The sequence below is a fragment of the Teichococcus wenyumeiae genome (genome assembly GCF_003696345.1).
GTDB classification, from domain to species: domain Bacteria; phylum Pseudomonadota; class Alphaproteobacteria; order Acetobacterales; family Acetobacteraceae; genus Pseudoroseomonas; species Pseudoroseomonas wenyumeiae.
Genome location: NZ_RFLX01000005.1, coordinates 189,331 through 210,618, shown reverse-complemented (window position 1 = coordinate 210,618; position 21,288 = coordinate 189,331). Strand labels below are relative to the sequence as shown.

The following is a 21,288-nucleotide window of genomic DNA, read 5'->3' as shown; positions in this document are numbered from 1 at the left end:
CCTGCATCCACCCGCCGTGGCGCCCTGAAAATCAGCTTTCGAGAGATGTCCGGAAGCTATGCTTGGCCCAAAAAAGGCTTTCTGACAGCGTATCCAACTCAGGGAATGAGGACGGTGCTGCCGGTGGTCTGGCGCGCCTCCAGGGCGCGGTGGGCCTCGGCGGCGTCCTTCAGGGCATAGGTCTGGTTGATGCGGATCTTCACCGCGCCGGACTGCACGGCGGCGAAGAGGTCGGCGGCGGTGGCGGTCAGGTCGTCGGGCCGCGCGGTATAGGTCGCCAGCGTCGGCCGCGTCAGGAAGAGCGAGCCCTTGGCGGCCAGGATGCCGATATCCACCGGCGGCACGGGGCCGGAGGCATTGCCGTAGGAGACCATGGTGCCGAAGGGCGCCAGGCAGTCCAGCGAATCCATGAAGGTGTCGCGGCCCACGCTGTCATAGACCACGGGCAGCATGGCGCCGCCGGTGATCTCCTTCACCCGCGCAGGGAGATTGTCCTTCCCCGCGATCAGCACGTGGTCGGCGCCATTCTCCCGCGCCAGTTCCGCCTTGGCGGCGGTGGAGACGGTGCCGATGACGGTGCAGCCCAGCGCCTTGGCCCACTGGCACAGGATCAGCCCGACGCCGCCGGCCGCCGCATGCACCAGGATGGTCTGCCCCGCCTTCACCGGAAAGGTGCGGCGCAGCAGGTACTGGGCGGTCATGCCCTGCAGCATCATGGATGCGCCGGTCTGGAAGTCGATGCTGTCCGGCAGCTTCACCAGCCGGTCGGCCTTGATGGTGCGGGCCTCGCAATAGGCGCCCAGCGCCATGGCATAGGCCACGCGGTCGCCGGGCCTGAGGTCCGTCACCTCGCTGCCCACCGCCTCCACCACGCCGGCGCCTTCCATGCCCAGCGTCACCGGGAGGGAAGGCACCTTGTAGAGGCCGGTGCGGAAATAGACGTCGATGTAGTTCAGCCCGACGGCATGGTGCCGCACCAGCGCCTCGTCGGGCTTGGGCGTGGGCAGCGGCACCTCTTCCCACACCATGACCTCAGGGCCGCCGGGGGCATGGACGCGGATGGCGTGGTTCATAGGAGGGATCCTTGCTGGCGCACCGCGCGCCGTTCGAGCTCAAGCAGGAAGCGCTTCGTCTGCGGGCCTTCGCCGCCGGAATAGCCGCCCAGCGCGCCGGCCGCCCCCACCACGCGGTGGCAGGGGATGATGATGGGAATGGGGTTGGCGCCATTGGCGCCGCCGATGGCCCGCGCGGCCGTGCCCAGCTCCCGCGCCAGGTCGCCGTAGCCGCGCGTCTCGCCGGGCGGGATGGCGCGCAGCGCCGCCCAGACCCGCTGGCGGAAGGGGCTGCCGAAGGGGGCCAGCGGCAGGTCGAACTGCACCCGCCGCCCGTCGAAATAATCCTGCAACTGGTCCGCCGCCGCACGCAGCAACGGCGTTTCCTGCTGGTCCCGCCCGCGGCCCCAGTCCAAGGCGACGATGGCGCCGTCATCCTCCGAGAGGGTCAGGGCGCCGAGGGGGGTGAGGAGGGAGAGCTGTGGCATGGCGATCCGTCCACGATTCGACACGCTGGGCGGCCCGCGTCAAGCGTCGGGACCGCGGGAAGGGGGCGGCGGGTGCCGCCCCCCAAGGGTTCAGGCCCGGCGAACGCCCCAGGGATAGGGGCCGGTGCCGTCCACGATGCCGGTGATGTCCTTGCGGAAGGCGGTGCGCAGCGTGAACTGCCCCAGCGGCACCGTCGCCACTTCCTCCAGCCCCAGGCGGCCGAGTTCCGCCGCGGCCTTCTTCTGGCCGGCCTCGTCCGTGGCATAGAGCCATTCGTTGGTCAGCGCCTCGGCCCGCTCGCTCTTCCACCAGCCGAACCAGCCGGCCTCGCCCTGGCCGCGCACCAGCGGCGACATGGCGGGGCTGCCGTAGAAGCCGGAGGGGCCGGTGGTGTGGAAGATGCTCCAGCCGCCCTTCTCCACCGGCTCGCGCGAGTTGCGGCGCTGGATCACGGTGCCCCAGTCGGTCTCGGCCAGTTCCACGTTCATGCCGGCGCGCTTCAGCGTATCGGCGGTCACCTGCCCCAGCGGGCCGATGTCGGGGAAGTCGGTGGGGTTGATGATCACCACCTTCTGGTTGCCATAGCCGGCCTCCTTCAGCATGGCGCGCGCCTTGTCCAGGCTGCCGGGCATCAGGTCGGCGTTGTCGGCGTAGTAGGGCGTGCCCTTGGGCCAGAGGGAGCGCGTCTCGGTCCAGGTGGAGGTGTCGTCGCCCTGGGTGGCGCGCATGTAGTCTTCCTGCACCACCGCGGCCAGCACGGCGCGGCGGAGGCGCACGTCCTTGAAGGGCTCCTGCAGGCAGTTCAGCCGCGCCAGCGCGGTACGGCCGGCCTTGTCCGTCACGCGGCGGATGATGTCGGGATTGCGGGCCAGCATCGGCTGCAGGTCGGCCAGCGGGCGCTCCCACCAGTCGATCTCGCCATTCATCAGCGCGGCGGCGGCGGTGGAGGGATCGGTGATGATCTGCCACTCGATGCGCTTGAAATAGGCCACCTTGCCGCCGGTGGCGTGGTCCGGCGCCTCGTCGCGCGGCACATAGTCCTCGAACTTCTCATAGGCCGCGCTGCTGCCGGAATTGAACTGGTCCGCCAGGAAGCGGTAGGGGCCGGAGCCCACCATCTCCGTCACCGCCTTGCCCGGGTCGGTGGCCGCCAGCCGCGCCGGCATGATGAAGGGGGCGGAGCCGTCGGACTTGGCCAGTGCCGTGCTCAGCAGCGGGAAGGCGCGGTTGAGGCGGACCTCGAAGCTGCGGTCATCCACCACGCGCCATTCGTCCACCACCTTCAGCAGCAACTGGCCGAAGGGGTCGCGGGCGCACCAGCGCTTCAGGCTGGCCACGCAGTCGGCGGCGCGCACCGGCTCCCCGTCATGGAACTTCAGCCCCGGGCGCAGCTTGATGCGCCAGAGCTTGCCTTCCTGCCCGATCTCATGCCCCTCGGCCATCTGCGGCTTCACCTGGCCGGCGGCGTTGAGGGCATAGAGCGTGTCGAAGACGTAGTAGGCGTGGTTGCCAGTGACGGTGGCGGTGGTCCAGATCGGGTCCAGCGCGGCCAGATTGGCCTGCGGCACGAAACGCAGCGTGCTGGCGCGGCTGTTCTGCGCCACGGCAGGGGCGGCGAGGGCGGGCAGCAGCGGTGCCGCGGCGGCGGCTTTCAGCAAGGAGCGTCGTAGCATCGGATCAGCCTTTCTTTGGACCGGCGGTTTTCATCCGCCGATGTCGGCGGAGTGTTGGACGGCTTTCCCGGCCGCGGCAAGCCCGCCCTGCCATTCCGGGCGGCGGCGATCCGGGCTAGGACTCGCCCCATGCATCCTGCCGCCCCGACCCCGCAGCAGCCCTTCCGCGCGCCCGATGACGGCCGCGCGCCCGCCGCCAGGCCTTCCCGCTCGGCGGAAGGCGCCACGCCCGCCATGGCGCAATGGTTCGCCGCCCGCGCGCAGCACCCCGGCGCGCTGGTCTTCTTCCGCATGGGCGATTTTTTCGAGCTGTTCTTCGAGGACGCGCACAAGGCCGGCGAATTGCTCGGCCTCGCCGTTTCCTATCGCGGCGAGCACCAGGGGGAGCCGATCCCCATGGCCGGCGTGCCGGCGCATGCGCTGGAAGGCTATCTGGCGCGGCTGATCCGCGCCGGCCTGCGCGTCGCCATCTGCGACCAGCGGGAGACGCCGGAACAGGCCAAGGCCCGCAAGGCGCCCACCATCCGGCGGGAGGTGGTGCGCCTTGTCACCCCCGGCACCGTGACGGAAGACGCGCTGCTGGAAGGCAGCCGTCCCGCCTGGCTGCTGGCGCTCTGCCCATGCGAAGGCAGCCTGGGCGCCGCCTGGGCCGACCTTTCCACCGGCGCCTTCCGCACCGAAGTGCTGTCGGAGGCCGAGCTGGCCGCCCTGCTGGCCCGGCTGGAACCCGCCGAGGTCCTGACCCCCGCCGCGCTGGAAGGCCACGCGGCCCTGGCCCCCTGGGCCGAGCGCATCGCCGCCGCCGAGCCGCCGCGCGACCCGGCGCGGGACCTGGCGGAATTCTACGGCGTCGCCACCATGGAGGGCTTCGGCGCCTTCCAGCCCGCCGAGCTGGGCGCCGCCGCCATGGCCCTGGCCTATCTGCGCGCGACCCAGGGCGAGGCCGCCCCCCGCCTGCGCCCGCCCGAGCCCGCCGGCGGTGGCGGCACGCTGCGGATGGATGCCGCCACGCGCCGCTCCCTGGAGATCCTGCGCTCCGAGCGCGGCGATACCCGCAACTGCCTGCTCTCGGCGGTGGACCGGACGCTGACCGGCGCCGGCGCGCGGGAACTGGCCGCCCGCCTGGCCTGCCCACTGGCGGAGATGGCGCCCATCGCCGCCCGCCACGATGCCGTGGCCGCCCTGCTGGCCGATGCCCCCGCCCGCGCCACCCTGCGCGGCCACCTGAAGGGCGCGCCGGACATGGCCCGCGCCCTGGCCCGCCTCTCGCTGGACCGTTTCGCGCCGCGCGACCTCGCCGCCCTGCGGGACGGGCTGGCGCGCGCCGAGGCCATGGCCGGTTTCCTGCACGGCCGCCCGCTGCCGGTGCTGCTGGAGGATGCCGCCGCCGCCCTGGTGCCCGAGGCCTCCCCGCATGCCGAGCTGGACCGCGCATTGGCGGAGAACCTGCCCGCCCGCATCGAGGATGGCGGCGTGGTTGCCCCCGGCTATGACGGGGAACTGGATGCCCTGCGCCGGCTGCGCGACGACGGCCGCGCCGCCATCGCCGCCATGCAGATGGACCTGGCCCAGGCCTGGGGCGTGGCCAGCCTGAAGATCCGCCACCACCAGCAATTCGGCTACCTGGCGGAAATGCCCGCCGCCGCCGGCGAGAAGCTGCTGCGCGCCCCGCCCGAGCCCGGCCCCATGGCGCCCGTCCACCGCCAGACCATGGCCAATGCCATCCGCTTCACCTGCGCCGCGCTGGCGGAGCTGGACCGCAAGCTGGCCGAGGCCGGGCAGCAGGCCGCGAAGCGCGAGGCCCTGGTGGTGCGCCACCTGCGCGACCTCTGCCTGCGCGCCGCCTTCGGCATCGATGCCAGCGCCCAGGCCATGGCGGAATTCGACATCCACGCCGCCGCCGCCGAACTGGCCGCCGGCCAGCGCTGGTGCCGCCCGGAACTGGTGGACCGCCCGGATTTCTGCATCACCCAGGGCCGCCACCCGGTGGTGGAGGCCGCGCTGGCGCGGGACCCGCTGAAGGGCGCCGCCTTCGTGCCCAACGATGCCGACCTCTCCCCCGGCCGCCGCCTCTGCCTGCTGACCGGGCCCAACATGGCCGGCAAGTCCACCTTCCTGCGGCAGAACGCCATCATGGCCGTGCTGGCCCAGGCGGGCTTGTTCGTGCCGGCGGAAAGCGCCCGCATCGGGCTGGTGGACCGGCTCTTCTCCCGCGTGGGGGCCGCGGACGACATCGCCGGCGGCCGCTCCACCTTCATGGTGGAGATGACCGAGACCGCCGCCATCCTGAACCAGGCCACCGCCCGCTCCCTAGTGGTGCTGGACGAGGTCGGGCGCGGCACCGCCACCTGGGATGGCCTGGCCATCGGCTGGGCGGTGCTGGAGGCGCTGCACGACCGCATCCGCTGCCGCGCCATCTTCGCCACCCATTTCCATGAACTGACGGCGCTGACCGGCAAGCTGCCGGAACTGGCGCCCGCCACCATGAAGGTGCGGGAACACCGGGGCGAGGTGGTCTTCCTGCACCTCGTCGCCCCCGGTGCCTCCGAGCGCTCCTGGGGCCTGCATGTCGCCAAGCTGGCCGGCGTGCCGCGCGAGGTGGTGGCCCGTGCCACCGCCGTGCTGGCGGCGCTGGAGGAACGGGCGAGGGGCCTGGACCCGCTGGCGGGGGAAATGCCGCTCTTCGCCCGCGCCGCCCCGGCCGCGCCGGCGCCGGAACCGGAAGGGCCGGACCCGCTGCGGGCGGCGCTGGAGGAGATCGACCCGGATACGCTGACGCCGCGCGCGGCGCTGGAAGCGGTCTACCGGCTGAAGGCGCTGCTGCACTGAGGGCGCGGCCAGGGGGGGCGCCGCCCCCTGGAACCCCCGCTGGGGTGACAGTGTCACCCCAGGCCCCGCCATCGGTCCGGAGCATCCGGCGCGGTGGTTCTGCCAGGGGAGGGCGTGGGTGGCCGGTTGAGCAGTGCGAGGCCGCCGGTGTGGCTTCGGTGCCGCGGGGCGGAAAAAGCCGGAGCGGGGCTTGAGGGAGTGTCCGGCCGGCAGGGCGGTTCCCTCCGGTCCCGGTTTCGTGCCAATACAGTGCTGGCTCCCCGGGTCCTGCCGTGGTTGATTGTCGCCGCGCGGCTGCTGTCCGCTCGATGCAGAACATGACACCTATTCGTATCATGAGCGCTGTTGCCGCGGCGCAGCACGGGATATTATCCCAGAATGATCAGCAGCGGCGACATGCCTGACGCCATCGCTCCGTCTTCTCCCCCGGCCTTTGGTGGCGCTCGGCCCCTGCCGGACCTCGCGCTCGACCTGGTGCCACGCTCCGGCCCACCAGTGGCGCGGGATGTGGCGCTCACCTTGCTGCGGCGGCAACTCGGCCGCATCCAGTCCCGCGTGCAGGAGGCTTTCGAGGAGCATGCGCTCTCCGGCCTCGCCGCCGCACGGGCGCTGGCGGAGCTGACGGATGGCCTGATCTCGGCCATCCATGCCTATACCCTGGCCCAGGTGGCGCCGGAGCATGCGATGGCGGGGCAGGCCGAGCCCGCCCATGCCTTCGCCGCGGCTTCCGAGCCGCCTTTCGCGCTGGCCGCCACCGGCGGCTATGGGCGCGGCGTGCTGGGGCCCTTTTCCGATATCGACCTGCTCTTCCTCTCCGACAGCCCACTGGGGCCGCGCGGGCGGCGGGCGGTGGAGTTCATGCTCTACCTGCTCTGGGACCTCGGGCTGAAGGTGGGGCATGCCACCCGCTCCATCCGCGAGTGCCTGGAGGATGCGCGCGCCGATGCCACCATCCAGACCGCGCTGCTGGATGGCCGCTTCCTGGCCGGTGAGCGTGGGGTCTTCGAGCGTTTCGACGCCGCCTTCAGCCAGGCGCGGCAGGACTGGGGGCTGGGGCAGTTCCTGCAGTCCAAGCGCGCCGAGCGCACCGCGCGCCACAAGCGCTACGGTGACAGCCCCTATCTGGTGGAGCCACATATCAAGGAAGGCCGGGGCGGCCTGCGCGATATCCAGACCATGTACTGGCTGGCCCGCTATGCCTTCGGCGTGCAGCGGATGCCGGAGCTGGTGGGGCCCGAGAGCCCCGGCGGCGGCCTGCTGACGGAGCGGGAGGCCCGTGCCTTCCGGCGCGCCTGGGACTTCCTCTGGACCGTCCGCTTCCACCTGCATTACGTGACCGGCCGTGCCGAGGAGCGCCTGACCTTCGACCTGCAGCCCGTGGTGGGTGCCCGCATGGGCTATACCCGCCACGGCAAGCAGGATGGGGTGGAGCGCTTCATGAAGCACCTCTTCCTCACCGCCCGGGACGTGGTGCGCCTGTCCCACCTCCTGGAACCGGCGATCGAGCGTGCCGCCCTGGGCGCGCCGGCCGTGCAGAAGTCGGAGGAGCCGGGCCTCACCGCCGCCGGCATCGCCCTGGCCGATGGCAAGCTGATCTTCGCCCCCGACAAGGACATCGCCGCCGACCCCGCCGTGATGCTGCGCCTGGTGCGCGCGGCGCGGAACCGGGGGCTGGAGCTGCATCCGCTGGCCCAGCGCGCGCTGATCCGCAATGCCTCCCACGCCCAGGCGCTGCGCGACGACCCGGATGCCGCCGCCATCTTCCTGGACCTGCTGCAGGGCAGGGACAGCCACCGCTGGATACGGGTGCTGAACGAGGTCGGCTTCCTGTCCCGCTACATCCCGGACTGGGCCCGCATCGTCGGCCTGATGCAGTTCGACACTTACCATGTCTTCACGGTGGAGGAGCACACGATCGAGGCGATCGGCGTGCTCAACCAGCTGGAACGGGGAGAGCTGGAGGAGGCCGTGCCGGTCGCCTCCGAGCTGATCGGCCAGCTCCAGTCCCACCGCGCGCTGTATGTCGCGACGCTGCTGCACGACATCGCCAAGGGCCGCGGCGGCGACCATTCCGAGCTGGGCGCGGGCCTCGCGCTGGAGATCTGCCCCCGCCTCGGCCTGACCACCGAGGAAACCGAGACCGTTTCCTGGCTGGTGCTGAACCACCTGCTGGTCAGCCAGACCGCCTTCAAGCGCGACATCGACGACCCCAAGACCATCCTCGACATCGCCGAGGTGGTGCAGTCGCCGGAACGGCTGCGCCTGCTGCTGGTGCTGACGGTCGCCGATATGCGCGCGGTCGGCCCCAAGGTCTGGAACGGCTGGAAGGCCACCCTGCTGCGCGAGCTGTACTGGCGCGTGGCGGAAGTGCTGGCCGGCGGCCTTTCGGTGCCGGAGCGGGACGTGCGCGTCTCCCGCGCGCGCCAGGCCGCCGCCGCCCTGATGGCGGACCAGCCGCCGGAAGCGGTGGAGCAGTTCCTCAACCTCGGCTACCCCGGCTACTGGCTCTCCTTCGACCCCGAGACCCATGTCCGCCATGCCGGGCTGATCCGGGATGCCGAGGCGCGCGGCGCGCCGCTCACCGTCTCCACCCGCGTGCTGGAAAGCCGGGCGGTGACGGAGGTGACGGTCTATTGCACCGACCACCCCGGCCTCTTCTCCCGCATCGCCGGCGCGCTGGCGGTGGCCGGCGCCTCCATTGTGGATGCGCGCATCCACACCATGACCAATGGCCGGGCGCTGGATACCTTCTGGGTGCAGGATGCCCAGGGCGGCGCCTTTGATGCCCCGCACAAGCTGGCGCGGCTTTCCGTGCTGATCGAGCAGGCGCTGTCCGGTTCCATCGACCTGGAGCAGGAGATCCTGAAGGTGCGGCGGGAGCCGGCGCGGCTGCGCGCGGTGCAGGTGCCGGGGCGCGTGGTGATCGACAACCACGCCAGCAACACCCACACCGTGATCGAGCTGAACGGCCGCGACCGGCCCGGCCTGCTGCACGACATGACGGCGGCGATCAGCGAGCAGGGGCTGCAGATCGCCTCCGCCCATATCACCACCTATGGCGTGCGGGCGGTGGACGTCTTCTACGTGAAGGATGTCTTCGGGCTGAAGATCGAGAACGAGCGCAAGCTGGCCTCGCTGCGCATCGCGCTGCTGGCGGCGCTGGGCTCGCCCTCGGCGGAGCCTGTCTAAGGGAGCCGGGGCCAAGGGGCGCCGCCCCCTGGACCCCCGCCGGGGTGGAAAGTCCACCCCGGACCCCGCTGCGGGTTTTTTGTGATCAAAGCCTGAAGGGCGCTGCGCTGTTGGCGCGACGCCTTCGGAATGTTCGAAGTGCCATCCGGCCAAGGGTGGCAAAAACGGATGGCGGGGCCTGGGGTGACACTGTCACCCCAGCGGGGTGTCCAGAGGGGCGGAGCCCCTTTGGCCTTTTCCCTTCAGCGTGCCGCCACCGGCTCCAGCCGCAGGATGCGCCCGCGGCCCTCGTCCGTCAGGATGTAGACCAGCCCGTCCGGCCCTTGCAGCACATGGCGGAAGCGCAGCTCGCCCCAAAGCAGGCGTTCCTCCCCGGTGATGCGGTCGCCCTCGGTGGAAAGGCGCAGCAGGCCGGGGGTGCTCAGGCTGGCCATGAAAAGGCTGCCGCGCCAGGCCGGAAAGCCCGCGCCGTCATAGAAGCCAATGCCGGAGGGGCTGACCGACGGCTCCCAGTGCCGCAGCGGTTCCTCCACATCGGGGCGGGAGGTGCCTTCGCCGATCCTGCTGCCGTTGTAGTCGACGCCATAGGTCACCAGCGGCCAGCCGTAATTGGCGCCGGGCTTCAGCAGGTTCACCTCGTCGCCGCCACGCGCGCCGAACTCGGCTTCCCAGAGGTGGCCGGTGCGGGGGTTGAAGGCCAGCCCCTGCGGATTGCGGTGGCCATAGGTGAAGATCTCTGGCCGCGCGTCGGCCCGGCCGATGAAGGGGTTGCCGGCGGCGGGGCGGCCATCGCGCTCCAGCCGCAGCACCTTGCCGGCCAGGTCGTCCAGCCGCTGCGCCCGCATCTTGTCGATGAAGCGGTCGCCGGTGGAGAGATACAGCTTGCCCTCGGCATCGAAGGCGATGCGGCAGCCGAAGTGGTTGCGGCCGGAGGATTGCGGCGGCGTCGCGTCCAGGATGGGCTGGGCAGCGTCCAGATGCGTGGCATCGGCGGAAAGGCGGGCGCGCACCAGCCGCGTGGCGGCGCCGCTGCCGCCCTGGCCCTGCAGCAGGACGGAATGGCAGAAGTAAACTTCCCGCGTGCTGGCGAAATCCGGGGCCAGTTGCACATCCAGCAGCCCGCCCTGGCCGGCGGCCACCACTTCCGGCACGCCGCCCAGCGGCGGGGAAACGGTGCCATCCTTGTCCACCAGCCGCAGGCGGCCGGGGCGCTCGGTCACCAGCAGGCGGCCATCGGGCAGGAAGGCGGCGCCCCAGGGGCGCTCGAGCCCGGCCGCGAAGGTGGTGACGCGGAAGGGCAGGCTGGCGCCGCGCACCACTTCCCCGGTGCCGGTCACGCGCTGTGCCTGGGCGGGGGTGGCCAGCAGGGCCAGAACAGCCAGCCCCGCGCCGGCCAGCGCGGCCAGGGGCTGGGCGCGGAAACCGGTGCGGGGCATGGGCCGGGTTACTTCGCCAGCGCGCCGGCGATCCAGTCCTTCAACTGGCTCTTCGGCAGGGCGCCGACCTTGGTCTCCACCGGCTTGCCGTCCTTGAACAGGATCATGGTGGGGATGCCGCGCACCGCGTAGTCGTTCGGCGTCACGGGGTTCTCGTCGATATTCACCTTGGCCACCGTCAGCTGGCCTTCGTAGTCCTTGGCGATCTCGTCCAGGATCGGCGCCACCATGCGGCAGGGGCCGCACCACTCGGCCCAGAAATCCACCAGCACGGGGCCGGAGGCCTGCAGCACGTCGGTCTTGAAGCTGTCGTCGCTGACAGGCTTGGTCAGTTCGCTCATGTGTTGTCGTCCTTTCGCAGGCGGATGGCGGGGAGCCACCCCCCGCTTTGAGTCGGGTAGAAAGTCGTGTCGGCGGCCCCGCTGGTCAAGCCATCGTCATGCGGTGGCGGAAAGCCGGGGGGGCCTGCTTGTTCGGCTCTGTTGTGGGAGGCATAAACACTGGCGTGACACGCCCCCTGATCATTGCCCCATCCCTGCTCGCCGCCGATTTCGCCCGCCTGGGCGAGGAAGTGGCGGCCATCGAGGCCGCCGGCGCGGACTGGCTGCACCTCGACATCATGGACGGGCATTTCGTGCCCAATATCTCCTTCGGCCCCGCCGTGGTGAAGGCGCTGCGCAAGCATTGCAGCCTCCCCTTCGACGTGCACCTGATGATCGCGCCGGCCGACCCCTATCTCGCGGCCTTCGCGGAAGCGGGGGCGGACCTGATCTCCCTGCATCCCGAGGCCGGGCCGCACCTGCACCGCTCGCTCCAGACCATCCGGGCACTGGGCAAGAAGGCGGGCGTGGTGCTGAACCCGGGCACGCCGGCCAGTGTCCTGGCCCCGGTGATGGACCTGCTGGACCTGGTGCTGGTGATGACGGTGAACCCCGGCTTCGGCGGCCAGTCCTTCCTGCACTCCCAGTTGCCCAAGATCGCCGAGATCCGCCGCATGATCGATGCCAGCGGCCGCGACATCCACCTGCAGATCGACGGTGGCGTGACCGCCGCGACGGCGCCGCTTTGCGTCGAGGCCGGGGCGGATACGCTGGTCGCCGGCACGGCGGTCTTCGGCAAGCCGGATTACGCCGCCGCCATCGCGGCGCTGCGCCAACCCAGCGGAATGGTTGCCTGATGTCGGATTGGCTGCGCGGGGCGCGCAAGGTTGTCGCGGGGCTCAAGCCGGTCAAGGTGCCGGAGGCGCCGGCGCGCGCCTTCCGCGACCTCTGGCCCGGCGATGCCGCGCGCGGCCAGCGCCTGCTGCGCGGCGAATGCGAGGTGCAGGGCAGCACCCGGCCGCTGATGCTGATCCAGGAAGGCGGCCAGGGCTGGTCCCCGGCCGGAGGGCCGCCGGCCTGGCGCGCCGCCGTGCATGGCTTCACCTGGCTGCGGGACCTGCGGGCGCTCGGCACCGACGGCGCCCGGCTGCGCGCGCGCGACCTGGCCGCCGACTGGCTGGCCAATGGCGCGCAGGAAGCCATGGCCGTGGTGCCGGAGGTGGTGGGCACCCGCATCTCCGCCTGGCTGGGGCACTGGGACTTCCTGGCCGCCACCGCCGAGGACGGCTTCCGCCGCGCCATCATGGTGCGGCTGGCGCAGGATGCCCGCGTGCTGGTGGCGGGCCTGCCGGATGAATGCGGCCATCGCGGCGCGCTCGCGGCGCTGAAGGGCGGCCTCGCCGCCGCCGTGGCCCTGGCCGAGGAAGCCTGGATCTCCCGCTGCCTGCGCCTGCTGCCGGCCGAGATCGACCGCCAGATCCTGCCCGACGGCGCGCATGTCGAGCGCAGCCCCGCCCAGCTCCTGCTGGCGGTGCAGGACCTGATCGAGATCCGCAACCTCATCCATGGCGCCGGGCTGGAGGCGCCGCCGCATCTGGGCCTGGCGCTGGACCGCGCCGCGCCCGCGCTGCGGCTGTTCCGCCATGGCGATGGCGGGCTGGCGCTCTTCAACGGCACGCGGGACGAAGGCGCGGCCCTGGTGGACCTGGTGCTGACCCAGGGGCAGGCCCGTGGCCGCGCGCCGCTGATCCTGGGCGAGGCCGGCTTCCAGCGCCTGCAGGCAGGCCGCACCCTGGTGATCGTGGATTGCGGCGCGCCGCCGGAAGCGCAGCGCGGCCCCTCCAGCGGCCCCGCCGGCCTGCCGCGCCATGCCGACCGGCTGCACGGCGCCGGCACGCTCTCCTTCGAACTCTCGGTGGGCCGGGACCGCGTCATCGTCAATTGCGGCGCGGCGCCCGCGGCCGAGGCCGCCTGGCGGGACGCGCTGCGCTCCACCGCCGCGCATTCCACCCTGACGCTGTCGGACACCAACAGCAGCGAGCTGAAGGACGACGGCCTCGGCCGCCGGGTCGAGTCGGTGGAGGCCGAGCGCCAGGAAGCCAATGGGGCACAGTGGCTGGATGCCAGCCACGACGGCTACAAGAAGGGCTTCGGCGTCATCCACCGCCGCCGTCTCTACCTCTCCGAATCGGGCGACGACCTGCGCGGCGAGGATGCGGTGGAGGGCGAGGATACACCTGCCTTCGCCATCCGCTTCCACCTGCATCCCGGCATCGTCGCCAGCCTGCAGGAAGACGAGAACGCGGTGCTGCTGCGCCTGCCTTCCGGCGCTTCCTGGCGCCTGCGCGCCAGCCGGGCCAAGGCCGGGCTAGAGGAAAGCGTCTTCATGGCGGGCGAGCCACGCCGCAGCAGCCAGGTGGTGCTGACGGCTGAGGCCGGCATCGCCTCCGTCCAATGGGCGCTGAGCCGGGTGAACCTGCCGCAGCCGGCCGGAGAGGGCTGAGGCGGGCCTTGCACCTGGGTTGGCCGGGCGGAGAAGGCTGGGGGAGCGAACTCCCCCAGGCCCCCTCCTTCTTCTTCGGGTTCACGGGTGCGCCTGCGGCGGCACCCGCTTGGCCCTTTGCATGCTCCGGCGGCCGATTCCCTGACGCGCCGCCAAACTCGAAAAAAGAAAAGAAGAGGGGGTCCGGGGGAGAATTCATTCTCCCCTGGCGCCACGGCTCATGAAGATTGCCGAAGTCTGCAACGTCGATTTCTCCATGCGCCATTTCGTGCTGCCGCTGATGCGCGGCGCGCGCGCGCGCGGGCATGAGGTGGTGGGCCTTTGCGCCGATGGCCCGATGCTGGAGGTCCCGCGCGCCGAGGGCTTCCGCATGATCCCGGTGCCCATGGCGCGCAGCCTGAACCCGCTGGCGCAGGCGCGCGCCTTCAAGGCGCTGCTGGATATCTTCCGGGCGGAGAAGTTCGACCTGGTGCATGGGCACATGCCCATCTCCGGCCTGCTGGCGCGGGCGGCGGCCAAGGCGGCGGGGGTGCCGCGTATCGCCTATACCGGCCATGGCTTCCTGTTCAACCAGCCCGGGCCGGCCTGGCGGAAGGGACTGGCGCTGGGGCTGGAATGGATCGGCGGCCGCGCCACCGATGTCTTCATGACCGTGAGCCAGGAGGAAGCGGCGGATGCCCGGCGCCTCGGCATTGCGCGGCATGCGGTGGGCATCGGCAATGGGCGGGACCCGGCGCGCTTCGCGGCGCCCGACCCGGCGGCGCGGGCGGCGCTGCGGGCGGAACTGGGCGCGGCGCCGGAAGACTGCGTGGTGGTGATCGTCTCCCGCATCGTGCGCCACAAGGGGCATGTGGAGCTGCTGCGGGCCATGGAGCAGGTGCCGAATGCCACGCTCTGGGTGGTGGGCAACCGGCTCGACTCGGACCATGGCCCCGACATGGCGGAGGATTTCGCCCGGGCCGAGCGCGTGCTGGGGCGGCGGCTGGTGCGGCTGGGCTACCGGGACGACATCCCGGATGTGCTGGCGGCGGCGGATATCTTCTGCCTGCCCAGCCATTTCGAGGGCCTGCCGATGTCCGTCATTGAGGCCATGCTGAGCGGCCTGCCGGTGGTGGCTACCGATATCCGCGGCCCGCGTGAGCAGGTGCTGCCGGGTGAGACCGGCCTGCTGGTGCCGCCCCGCACGGTGGAGCCGCTGGCCCAGGCCATCGCGGCGCTGGCCGCCGACCCTGCATTGCGCGTCCGTATGGGCGAGGCCGGGCGCCGCTATGCCCTGGCGCATTTCGACGAGGCCAAGGTGGTGGCCCGCACCCTGGACCTGATGGGCCTCTGAAAACGCGCAAGGCCGGCCTGGGGCGGCCGGCCTGCATCCGGAGGGGGATCTGGATGGCGCGGGGGGAAGGGTGGCCTCAGCCGCGCGGGGCGTAATCCGCCACGGGTGCCGGCGAATAGACGATGCGGGCGCTCTCGCCATTGCCGACCACGCGGGGGAGGTAGCCACCCTGGGCCGGGGCATTGGGGGCGTGGCGGTACACGGCGCCTTCGCCATTGCCGATCACCTGCACGGCGCCGCCGCCCAGAATATTGCCGCCATCATTGGAGTATTCGACGGCGAAGTTCTCGCCCGTGCCGAGAATGGTCAGCGGCTCCTGGGCCACGGCGGCGCCCGCGGTGCCGGTGGCGAGGATGGCGGACAGAATAACCTTGCGGAACATTTTTCTTATTATCCTTGAGTGCTTTGAATGGCTCTGCGCCATTCGCTTGCCTGCTTCATGAGGCATCGCGGCAAGCTTGGCCAATTTCCTACGGCAATGGTTGGTATTTGCGCCGCCGATGGCCAAAGCCTGACAATTTTACGCGAGGGCGCAGGCCCGCGCGGCGGCGCCACGCCCACTCTTCCGGCCTGCCCGGCCAGCGGCTAGCGTGGCGGCCATGCTCGCCGACAAGCGCATTCTCCTGATCGTCTCCGGCAGCGTCTCGGCCTTCAAGGCCCTGGCGCTGGTGCGGCTGCTGCGTAAGGCCGGCGCCCAGGTCACCCCCGTGCTGACCGAGGGCGGCGCCCGCTTCGTCACCCCCCATGCCCTGCAGGCCATCGCGGGGGAGGCGGTGCAGCAGGACCTCTGGTCGCTGGCCGAGGAAGCCGAGCGCGGCCATATCCGCCTGGCGCGGATGCCGGACCTGGTGGTGGTGGCGCCCGCCTCGGCCAATATGCTGGCGCGCATGGCGCATGGCCTGGCCGATGACTTGGCCACCACGCTGCTGCTGGCGACCGATCGCCCGGTGCTGGTGGCCCCCGCGATGAACTGGGCCATGTGGGCCCACCCCGCCACCCGCGCGAACATGGCGCTGCTGGCCGCGCGCGGCATCCGCAGCATCGGCCCCAATGACGGCGCCATGGCCGAAGCCGAGAGCGGCCCCGGCCGCCTGGCCGAGCCCGAGGAAATCCTCGCCGCCATCGAGGCCATCCTGGCCGGCCCGCGCCCGCTGGCGGGGCGGCATGTGCTGGTGACCTCCGGCCCGACGCATGAGCCGATCGACCCGGTGCGCTACATCGCCAACCGCTCCAGCGGCAAGCAGGGCCATGCCATCGCTGGCGCCCTGGCGGCGCTGGGCGCGCGCGTCACCCTGGTCTCCGGCCCCGTGACGCAGCCGGACCCGGTGGGCGTCACGGTGGTGCGAATCGAAAGCGCGCGCGAGATGCTGGCCGCCTGCGAGGCCGCCTTGCCCGCCGATGCCGCCATCTGCGCCGCCGCCGTGGCCGATTGGCGCACAGCGCGCGAGGCCGGGCAGAAGCTGAAGAAGATCCCCGGCGAGGCCCCGCCGCCGCTGGAACTGGCGCTGAACCCCGACATCCTGGCCACCCTTTCCACCCATGCCATGCGCCCCGGCCTGGTGGTGGGCTTCGCGGCGGAGACGGAGAATGTGGTGCCCAACGCCATCGCCAAGCGCGCCCGCAAGGGCTGCGACTGGATCGTGGCCAATGACGTTTCCGGCGACGTGATGGGCGGCGCCGAGAATGCCGTGCATCTGGTCACCGCCGCCGGAGTCGAGGACTGGCCGCGCCTGCCCAAGGAGGAAGTGGCCCGCCGCCTCGCCGCCCGGGTGGCGGAGGCGCTGGAGCCTCTGGCCGCGACGCGCTAGAGGCCGCCGCATGAGCACCGTGACCATTGCCGTCCGCCGCCTGCCGCATGCCGAAGGCCTGCCGCTGCCCAGCTATGCCACCACCGGCGCCGCCGGCTTCGACCTGCTGGCCGCCGTGCGCGAGCCCATGGTGATCCCACCGGGAGGCCGCGCCCTGGTGCCCACCGGCCTGCAGATCGCGCTGCCCGAGGGCTATGAGTTGCAGGTGCGCCCGCGCTCCGGCCTGGCGCTGAAGCACGGCATCACCCTGCCCAACAGCCCCGGCACCATCGACGAGGATTACCGCGGCGAGGTCGGCGTGATCGTGCTGAACACCGGGGCCGAGCCCTTCACCGTGGAACGCGGCACGCGAATCGCCCAGGGCGTGGTGGCGCCGGTGGTGCGGGCAGCCTGGGCCGAGATGGACGAGTTGCCGGAAACGGCGCGCGGCGCGGGCGGCTTCGGCAGCACCGGGCACTGAGGGGGCAGGCCAGGGGCGCCGCCCCTTGGCCCCGGCCTCAGTCTGCTTCCAGCCCGTGCTCCAGCCGGTGCGGGCTGGCCGGGTAGGTGCCCAGCACGCGCATTTCGCGGGAGAAGAAGGCCAGTTCCTCCAGCGCGCGGCGCAGGCCGGGCTCCGCCGGGTCGCCGTCCACGTCGCAAAGGAACTGCGTGGCGGTGAAGCGCCCGTTCAGCATGTAGCTTTCCAGCTTGGTCATGTTCACGCCATTGGTCGCGAAGCCGCCCAGCGCCTTGTAGAGCGCCGCCGGGATGTTGCGGACGCGGAAGACGAAGGTGGTCACCGCCCGCGCGGTGCCCGCCGGCAGCGGCCGGGGCTCCCGCGCCATGACATAGAAGCGGGTGGTGTTGTCGGCCGAGTCCTCGACATTGCGGGCCAGGATGTCCAGCCCGTAGATCTCGCCGGCCAGGGAGGAAGCGACGGCCGCGTCCTCCAGGCTATGGGCCTCGGCCAGCAGCTTGGCGGCGCCGGCGGTATCGGCCTCGATCACCGGCTCCAGCTTCATGTCCCGAATCAGGTTCAGCACCTGGCCCAGCGCCATTGGGTGGCTATGGACGCGGCGGATGGAGGCGAGGCTGGCGCCCTTATGGGCCAGCAGGCAGTGTTCGACCCGCTCGTAATGCTCGCCCACCACATGCAGGCCCGAGTCGGGCAGCAGGCGGTGGATGTCGGGCACGCGGCCGGCGAGCGAATTCTCGCAGGGCAGCATGGCCAGCTCGGCCCGGCCTTCGCGCACGGCGGACATGGCGGCCTCGAAGGAGGGGCAGGGCAGGGTGGTCCAGCCTGGATAGGCGGCGCGGCAGGCCAGGTCGGAATAAGCCCCGGGCATGCCCTGGAACGCGATCACACCGCTCATCTCATTCACCATCCGTGCACAAAGATCCCACTTTGGCCGGCACTCGCCGTTCTCCGGTGGCGCCGCGGTGCACACGGGTTGAAGCGGAGGGCCTCTGCCATTATGGTCCGACCGCTTCTAGTCGAGGCCCCGGTTCGGCGCAAACGCGTCGGGCTCTAAGGTGCCATACATTCAGGGAACGGACGCCGGCATGAGCTTGGAGGCTAACAAGGCATTTGCAGCCGTGCTGACGGCGGGCATCGCCTTCATGGTGGCGGGCTTCATTGGCCAGCAGGTCGTGCACCCGAAGCGCCTGGAAAAGACGGCCATCGCCATCGAGGGCGTGCCGGCTGCCGGTGGCGCCCCCGCGCAGGAAGCGCCAGCCATCGCCGATATCTCGCCGCTGCTGGCCGCCGCCAATGTGGACAACGGCAAGCAGATCGCCGGCCGCCTCTGCTCAGCCTGCCATACCTTCGAGGAAGGCCAGGCCAACAAGGTCGGCCCGAACCTCTATGGCGTGGTCGGCGGGCCGCATGCCCACCGCCCGGACTTCAACTACTCGCCCGCCATGGCTGGCCTGAAGGACAAGCCCTGGGGCTACGAGGAGCTGAACCACTTCCTGGCCGGCCCCGCGCGCTATATCCGCGGCACCCGCATGGCCTTCGCCGGCATCAGCAACGTGCAGCAGCGCGCGGACGTGATCGCCTATCTGCGCACGCTGTCCGGCAATCCGCAGCCGCTGCCCTGATGCGGGACTTCATCGCGGCCGCCGAGGCGGCCGCCGATGCGGCGGGGGCGGTCATCCGCCCCCTTTTTCGTTCCCGCCTGCTGGTGGAAGCCAAGGGTGATGCCAGCCCGGTGACGGAAGCCGACAAGGGTGCCGAGCGCACCATCCGTGCCCTGCTGGCCGAGCGCTTCCCCGAGCACGGCATCCTGGGCGAGGAATACGGCCCCACCGCCGCCGAGGCCGAATATGTCTGGGTGGTGGACCCGATCGACGGCACCCGCGCCTTTGTCACCGGCCGCCCCATCTTCGGCACCCTGCTGGGCCTGATGCACCACGGCCGCCCGGTGCTGGGGCTGATCGACCAGCCCGCCACCGGCGAGCGCTGGATCGGCGTGGCCGGGGAGCCGCTGCGCTTCCGCGGCCCGCTGGGCGGCACCCCCGGCAGCCGCCCCTGCGCCCGGCTGGCCGAGGCCGAACTCTCCTGCACCAGCCCCGACATGTTCACGCCCGATGAAGCCCCGCGCTTCGACCGCGTGCGGAAGGCCGCGCGCCGCGTCACCTGGGGTGGCGATTGCTACGGCTTCGGCCTGCTGGCGCTCGGGCTGGTGGATGCGGTGGTCGAAAGCGACCTGAAGCCCTGGGACTGGGTCGCCCTGGCCCCGGTGGTGGAAGCCGCCGGCGGCCGCCTGACCGACTGGCAGGGCCAACCACTGCGGCTGGACGGGCCGGGGCAGGTGATCGCGGTGGGAGACCCGGCGCTGCTGCCGGAAATCGTGGCGCTGCTGGCGGCGTGAGGCCGGAGGGGCTCCGCCCCTCCAGACCACCCCGCTGGGGTGACAGTGTCACCCCAGACCCCGCCATCTGTTTTCAACTCGCGGCCAGGCGGTTCCGCCGAAGGTCCATGACCTCCGGCGACTGCGGGTTCAGCCCATGTGGCCTTCAGGAATCCGTGGCTCCGCCGGCTGGCCTGCCGCCAGACACCCCAAGGCTCCGGAAAAAACTCGCAGCGGGGTCCGGGGTGGACTTTCCACCCCGGCGGGGTCCAGGGGCGGCGCCCCTGGCCTGCCTTCAGCCGGGGTCGACCTTCCCTTCCATCCCCAGCGTCGCCGCCAGGGTTTCCACGCGCCGCTGCACGCTGTCGCCCGCGAAGACGCCGCCGCCGGTCAGCCGCAGGGTCAGCGTGGCGCCGGAGACATGCAGCGAGGTGCGTGCCAGCAGGGCCGGCGTGCCGCCGGAGAGGGTATAGGCCAGCCGCAGCACCGCCCCCAGCATCTCCGCCCGCCGCATGGCGCCGGTATCCAGCAGCATGCGGGCCGGGGTGAGGAAGGCGGCATCCGCTTCCGGCTCGTAACGCAGGGCGATGGTCAGGGCCAGGAAGGCGCGCTCGTGGTGGTCCAGGCCGATGCCGGGCTGGCGCAGCACGCGCAGGAAGGACTGCTCGGCACGGTAGTCCGGGTGGTCGTGGCTGCCGATATCCGAGAGCCAGCAGGCAGCCTGGCGCAATGCCTCGTCGGCGGGGCTTTCCTGGGTCCAGATCGGCGCGGTCCAGTCCACCAGGGCCTGGGGCATGTCGGTGTCGCGGCCATAGCGGGCTGCCATTTCCTGCCCGGCGCAGAGCAGCGGGTCCAGCGCCCGCGCTTCCGGCGGGATTTGCCGGGCGTACCAGCCTTCCCGCATGCCGTTGGCGCTGAAGACGACGCGGCGGGCACCGGTGGCGCGCAGCAGCCGGCGCAGCGCCACGGCGGCGAAGGGCAGGTCCTGCAGGCGCTTGCCGGGGGCGCCGGGGATGCGTTCCAGCGTGCGGCGGGTGGCGGCGATCAGCAGACCGCAGAGGTCGCGCGCCTCGTCCCGCCGCAGCACGTAGTGGTGGACGATGGAGAGCGGGTAGGAGGTCTGGGCGATATGGATCTTGGCCAGCGCGCGCCAGGCGCCGCCGACGAGGTAAAGGTCGCGGTCACGGCCCTCGGAGAGCCAGGGCACCTGCGCCAGCTCCTCCTCGGCGATGCCGCGCGCGCGGGCCACGTCGCCGCCCGCGCGGTCGGAGAGGCGGATGGCGCCGAGGGGCAGGGAGACCATGCGGCCGATGGCGCCGCGGTTCAGCTCCACCAGCTCCAGCGAGCCGCCGCCGAGGTCGCCCAGGATGCCGTCGGCGCCGGGGAAGCCCATCAGCACGCCCTCGGCCGAAAGGCGCGCCTCCTCCTCCCCGGTCAGGATATGGATGGGTACGCCGGGCATGTGCTCCTGCAGCGCGGCGGCGAAATCGGGGCCGTTGGCGGCGTCGCGCATGGCGGCGGTGGCCAGCACCTGCACCGGCTCCGCCCCCATGGCGCGGGCGACCTCGTGGTAGCGGGCCATGACGGTCAGGGCCTGCGGCACCGTCGCCTCGTTCAGCTTGCCGGTGGTCTGCAGCCCGCGCCCGAGGCCGAGCACGGCCTTTTCATTGAAGATCGGCAGCGGGTTGCGCCCACGTCCTTCAAAGACCACCAGGCGCACCGAGTTGGAGCCGAGATCCACGACGCCGCAGCGGGGCGGATGACCGGATGTGGCGGGGAGGGTGGCGGTCTCCGGTAAGTCCAAGCGTGAAGTCCTCGGTGGCGG

The 21,288-nt window shown here is 71.7% G+C and carries 17 protein-coding genes; 9 read left to right on the top strand and 8 right to left on the bottom strand.

Going from position 1 to position 21,288, the window contains the following annotated elements; all coding sequences use genetic code 11:
- Window positions 1-98 precede the first annotated feature (98 nt).
- From EBE87_RS09655 to EBE87_RS09645, 3 genes are all read right to left on the bottom strand, one after another.
- Window positions 99-1,073: a quinone oxidoreductase family protein gene (locus EBE87_RS09655; RefSeq protein ID WP_120639629.1), complete on the bottom strand. Its 975-nt coding sequence runs from the start codon at window positions 1,071-1,073 to the stop codon at window positions 99-101.
- A complete protein-coding gene (locus tag EBE87_RS09650; RefSeq protein WP_120639628.1) occupies window positions 1,070-1,540 on the bottom strand; it encodes a methylated-DNA--[protein]-cysteine S-methyltransferase in 471 nt (156 codons plus the stop codon). Before EBE87_RS09650 ends, EBE87_RS09655 begins: the two co-directional genes overlap by 4 nt.
- A gap of 90 nt (window positions 1,541-1,630) precedes the next feature.
- Window positions 1,631-3,214 (bottom strand): ABC transporter substrate-binding protein, encoded by a 1,584-nt coding sequence (locus EBE87_RS09645; RefSeq protein WP_120639627.1) that lies wholly within the window; start codon window positions 3,212-3,214, stop codon window positions 1,631-1,633.
- Window positions 3,215-3,448: 234 nt separating this feature from the next.
- Here EBE87_RS09645 and mutS point away from each other — a divergent pair, with 234 nt between their 5' ends.
- A complete protein-coding gene (mutS, locus tag EBE87_RS09640) occupies window positions 3,449-6,043 on the top strand; it encodes a DNA mismatch repair protein MutS (RefSeq protein ID WP_122139981.1) in 2,595 nt (864 codons plus the stop codon).
- Window positions 6,044-6,421: 378 nt separating this feature from the next.
- Window positions 6,422-9,232, top strand: coding sequence for a [protein-PII] uridylyltransferase (locus tag EBE87_RS09635; RefSeq protein WP_120640626.1), 2,811 nt, complete (start codon window positions 6,422-6,424; stop codon window positions 9,230-9,232).
- A 242-nt stretch (window positions 9,233-9,474) separates the two neighbouring features.
- On the opposite strand, the gene EBE87_RS09630 is transcribed toward EBE87_RS09635, so the two are convergent.
- Window positions 9,475-10,668, bottom strand: a complete 1,194-nt coding sequence (locus EBE87_RS09630; RefSeq protein ID WP_120640627.1) for a PQQ-dependent sugar dehydrogenase — start codon at window positions 10,666-10,668, stop codon at window positions 9,475-9,477.
- Window positions 10,669-10,676: 8 nt separating this feature from the next.
- The gene (trxA, locus tag EBE87_RS09625; protein ID WP_120640628.1) at window positions 10,677-11,009 is read right to left on the bottom strand and encodes a thioredoxin TrxA; all 333 of its coding nucleotides are present in this window, start codon (window positions 11,007-11,009) and stop codon (window positions 10,677-10,679) included.
- 164 nt (window positions 11,010-11,173) lie between these two features.
- On the opposite strand from trxA, the gene rpe reads away from it, so the two are divergent.
- The 3 genes from rpe (at window position 11,174) to EBE87_RS09610 (ending at window position 14,824) form a co-directional block, all read left to right on the top strand.
- On the top strand, window positions 11,174-11,845 hold the full coding sequence (gene rpe, locus EBE87_RS09620; RefSeq protein WP_120640629.1) for a ribulose-phosphate 3-epimerase: 672 nt from the start codon (window positions 11,174-11,176) through the stop codon (window positions 11,843-11,845).
- Window positions 11,845-13,491 (top strand): heparinase II/III family protein, encoded by a 1,647-nt coding sequence (locus EBE87_RS09615; RefSeq protein ID WP_199726493.1) that lies wholly within the window; start codon window positions 11,845-11,847, stop codon window positions 13,489-13,491. The genes rpe and EBE87_RS09615 overlap by 1 nt, the downstream gene beginning before the upstream one ends.
- Before the next feature lie 220 nt (window positions 13,492-13,711).
- Complete coding sequence (locus EBE87_RS09610; protein ID WP_120640176.1) at window positions 13,712-14,824, top strand: glycosyltransferase family 4 protein; 1,113 nt, start codon at window positions 13,712-13,714, stop codon at window positions 14,822-14,824.
- Between the two features lie 76 nt (window positions 14,825-14,900).
- Here EBE87_RS09610 and EBE87_RS09605 read toward each other — a convergent pair whose 3' ends face one another.
- Window positions 14,901-15,206, bottom strand: coding sequence for a hypothetical protein (locus EBE87_RS09605; RefSeq protein ID WP_120640177.1), 306 nt, complete (start codon window positions 15,204-15,206; stop codon window positions 14,901-14,903).
- A gap of 217 nt (window positions 15,207-15,423) precedes the next feature.
- Between EBE87_RS09605 and coaBC the strand changes: the two genes are divergently transcribed.
- Window positions 15,424-16,632, top strand: a complete 1,209-nt coding sequence (gene coaBC / locus EBE87_RS09600; RefSeq protein WP_120640178.1) for a bifunctional phosphopantothenoylcysteine decarboxylase/phosphopantothenate--cysteine ligase CoaBC — start codon at window positions 15,424-15,426, stop codon at window positions 16,630-16,632.
- A 10-nt stretch (window positions 16,633-16,642) separates the two neighbouring features.
- Entirely contained in the window at window positions 16,643-17,092 is a 450-nt protein-coding gene (dut, locus tag EBE87_RS09595; protein WP_120640179.1) for a dUTP diphosphatase, read from the top strand.
- Window positions 17,093-17,129: 37 nt separating this feature from the next.
- Here dut and EBE87_RS09590 read toward each other — a convergent pair whose 3' ends face one another.
- Window positions 17,130-17,984 (bottom strand): prephenate dehydratase, encoded by an 855-nt coding sequence (locus EBE87_RS09590; protein ID WP_120640183.1) that lies wholly within the window; start codon window positions 17,982-17,984, stop codon window positions 17,130-17,132.
- A gap of 190 nt (window positions 17,985-18,174) precedes the next feature.
- Here EBE87_RS09590 and EBE87_RS09585 point away from each other — a divergent pair, with 190 nt between their 5' ends.
- Both EBE87_RS09585 and EBE87_RS09580 read left to right on the top strand, forming a co-directional pair.
- Window positions 18,175-18,711, top strand: coding sequence for a c-type cytochrome (locus EBE87_RS09585; RefSeq protein WP_120640180.1), 537 nt, complete (start codon window positions 18,175-18,177; stop codon window positions 18,709-18,711).
- The gene (locus tag EBE87_RS09580) at window positions 18,711-19,484 is read left to right on the top strand and encodes an inositol monophosphatase family protein (protein WP_120640181.1); all 774 of its coding nucleotides are present in this window, start codon (window positions 18,711-18,713) and stop codon (window positions 19,482-19,484) included. Before EBE87_RS09585 ends, EBE87_RS09580 begins: the two co-directional genes overlap by 1 nt.
- 274 nt (window positions 19,485-19,758) lie before the next feature.
- On the opposite strand, the gene EBE87_RS09575 is transcribed toward EBE87_RS09580, so the two are convergent.
- Window positions 19,759-21,267, bottom strand: a complete 1,509-nt coding sequence (locus tag EBE87_RS09575; protein WP_120640182.1) for a Ppx/GppA family phosphatase — start codon at window positions 21,265-21,267, stop codon at window positions 19,759-19,761.
- Window positions 21,268-21,288: the final 21 nt, after the last annotated feature.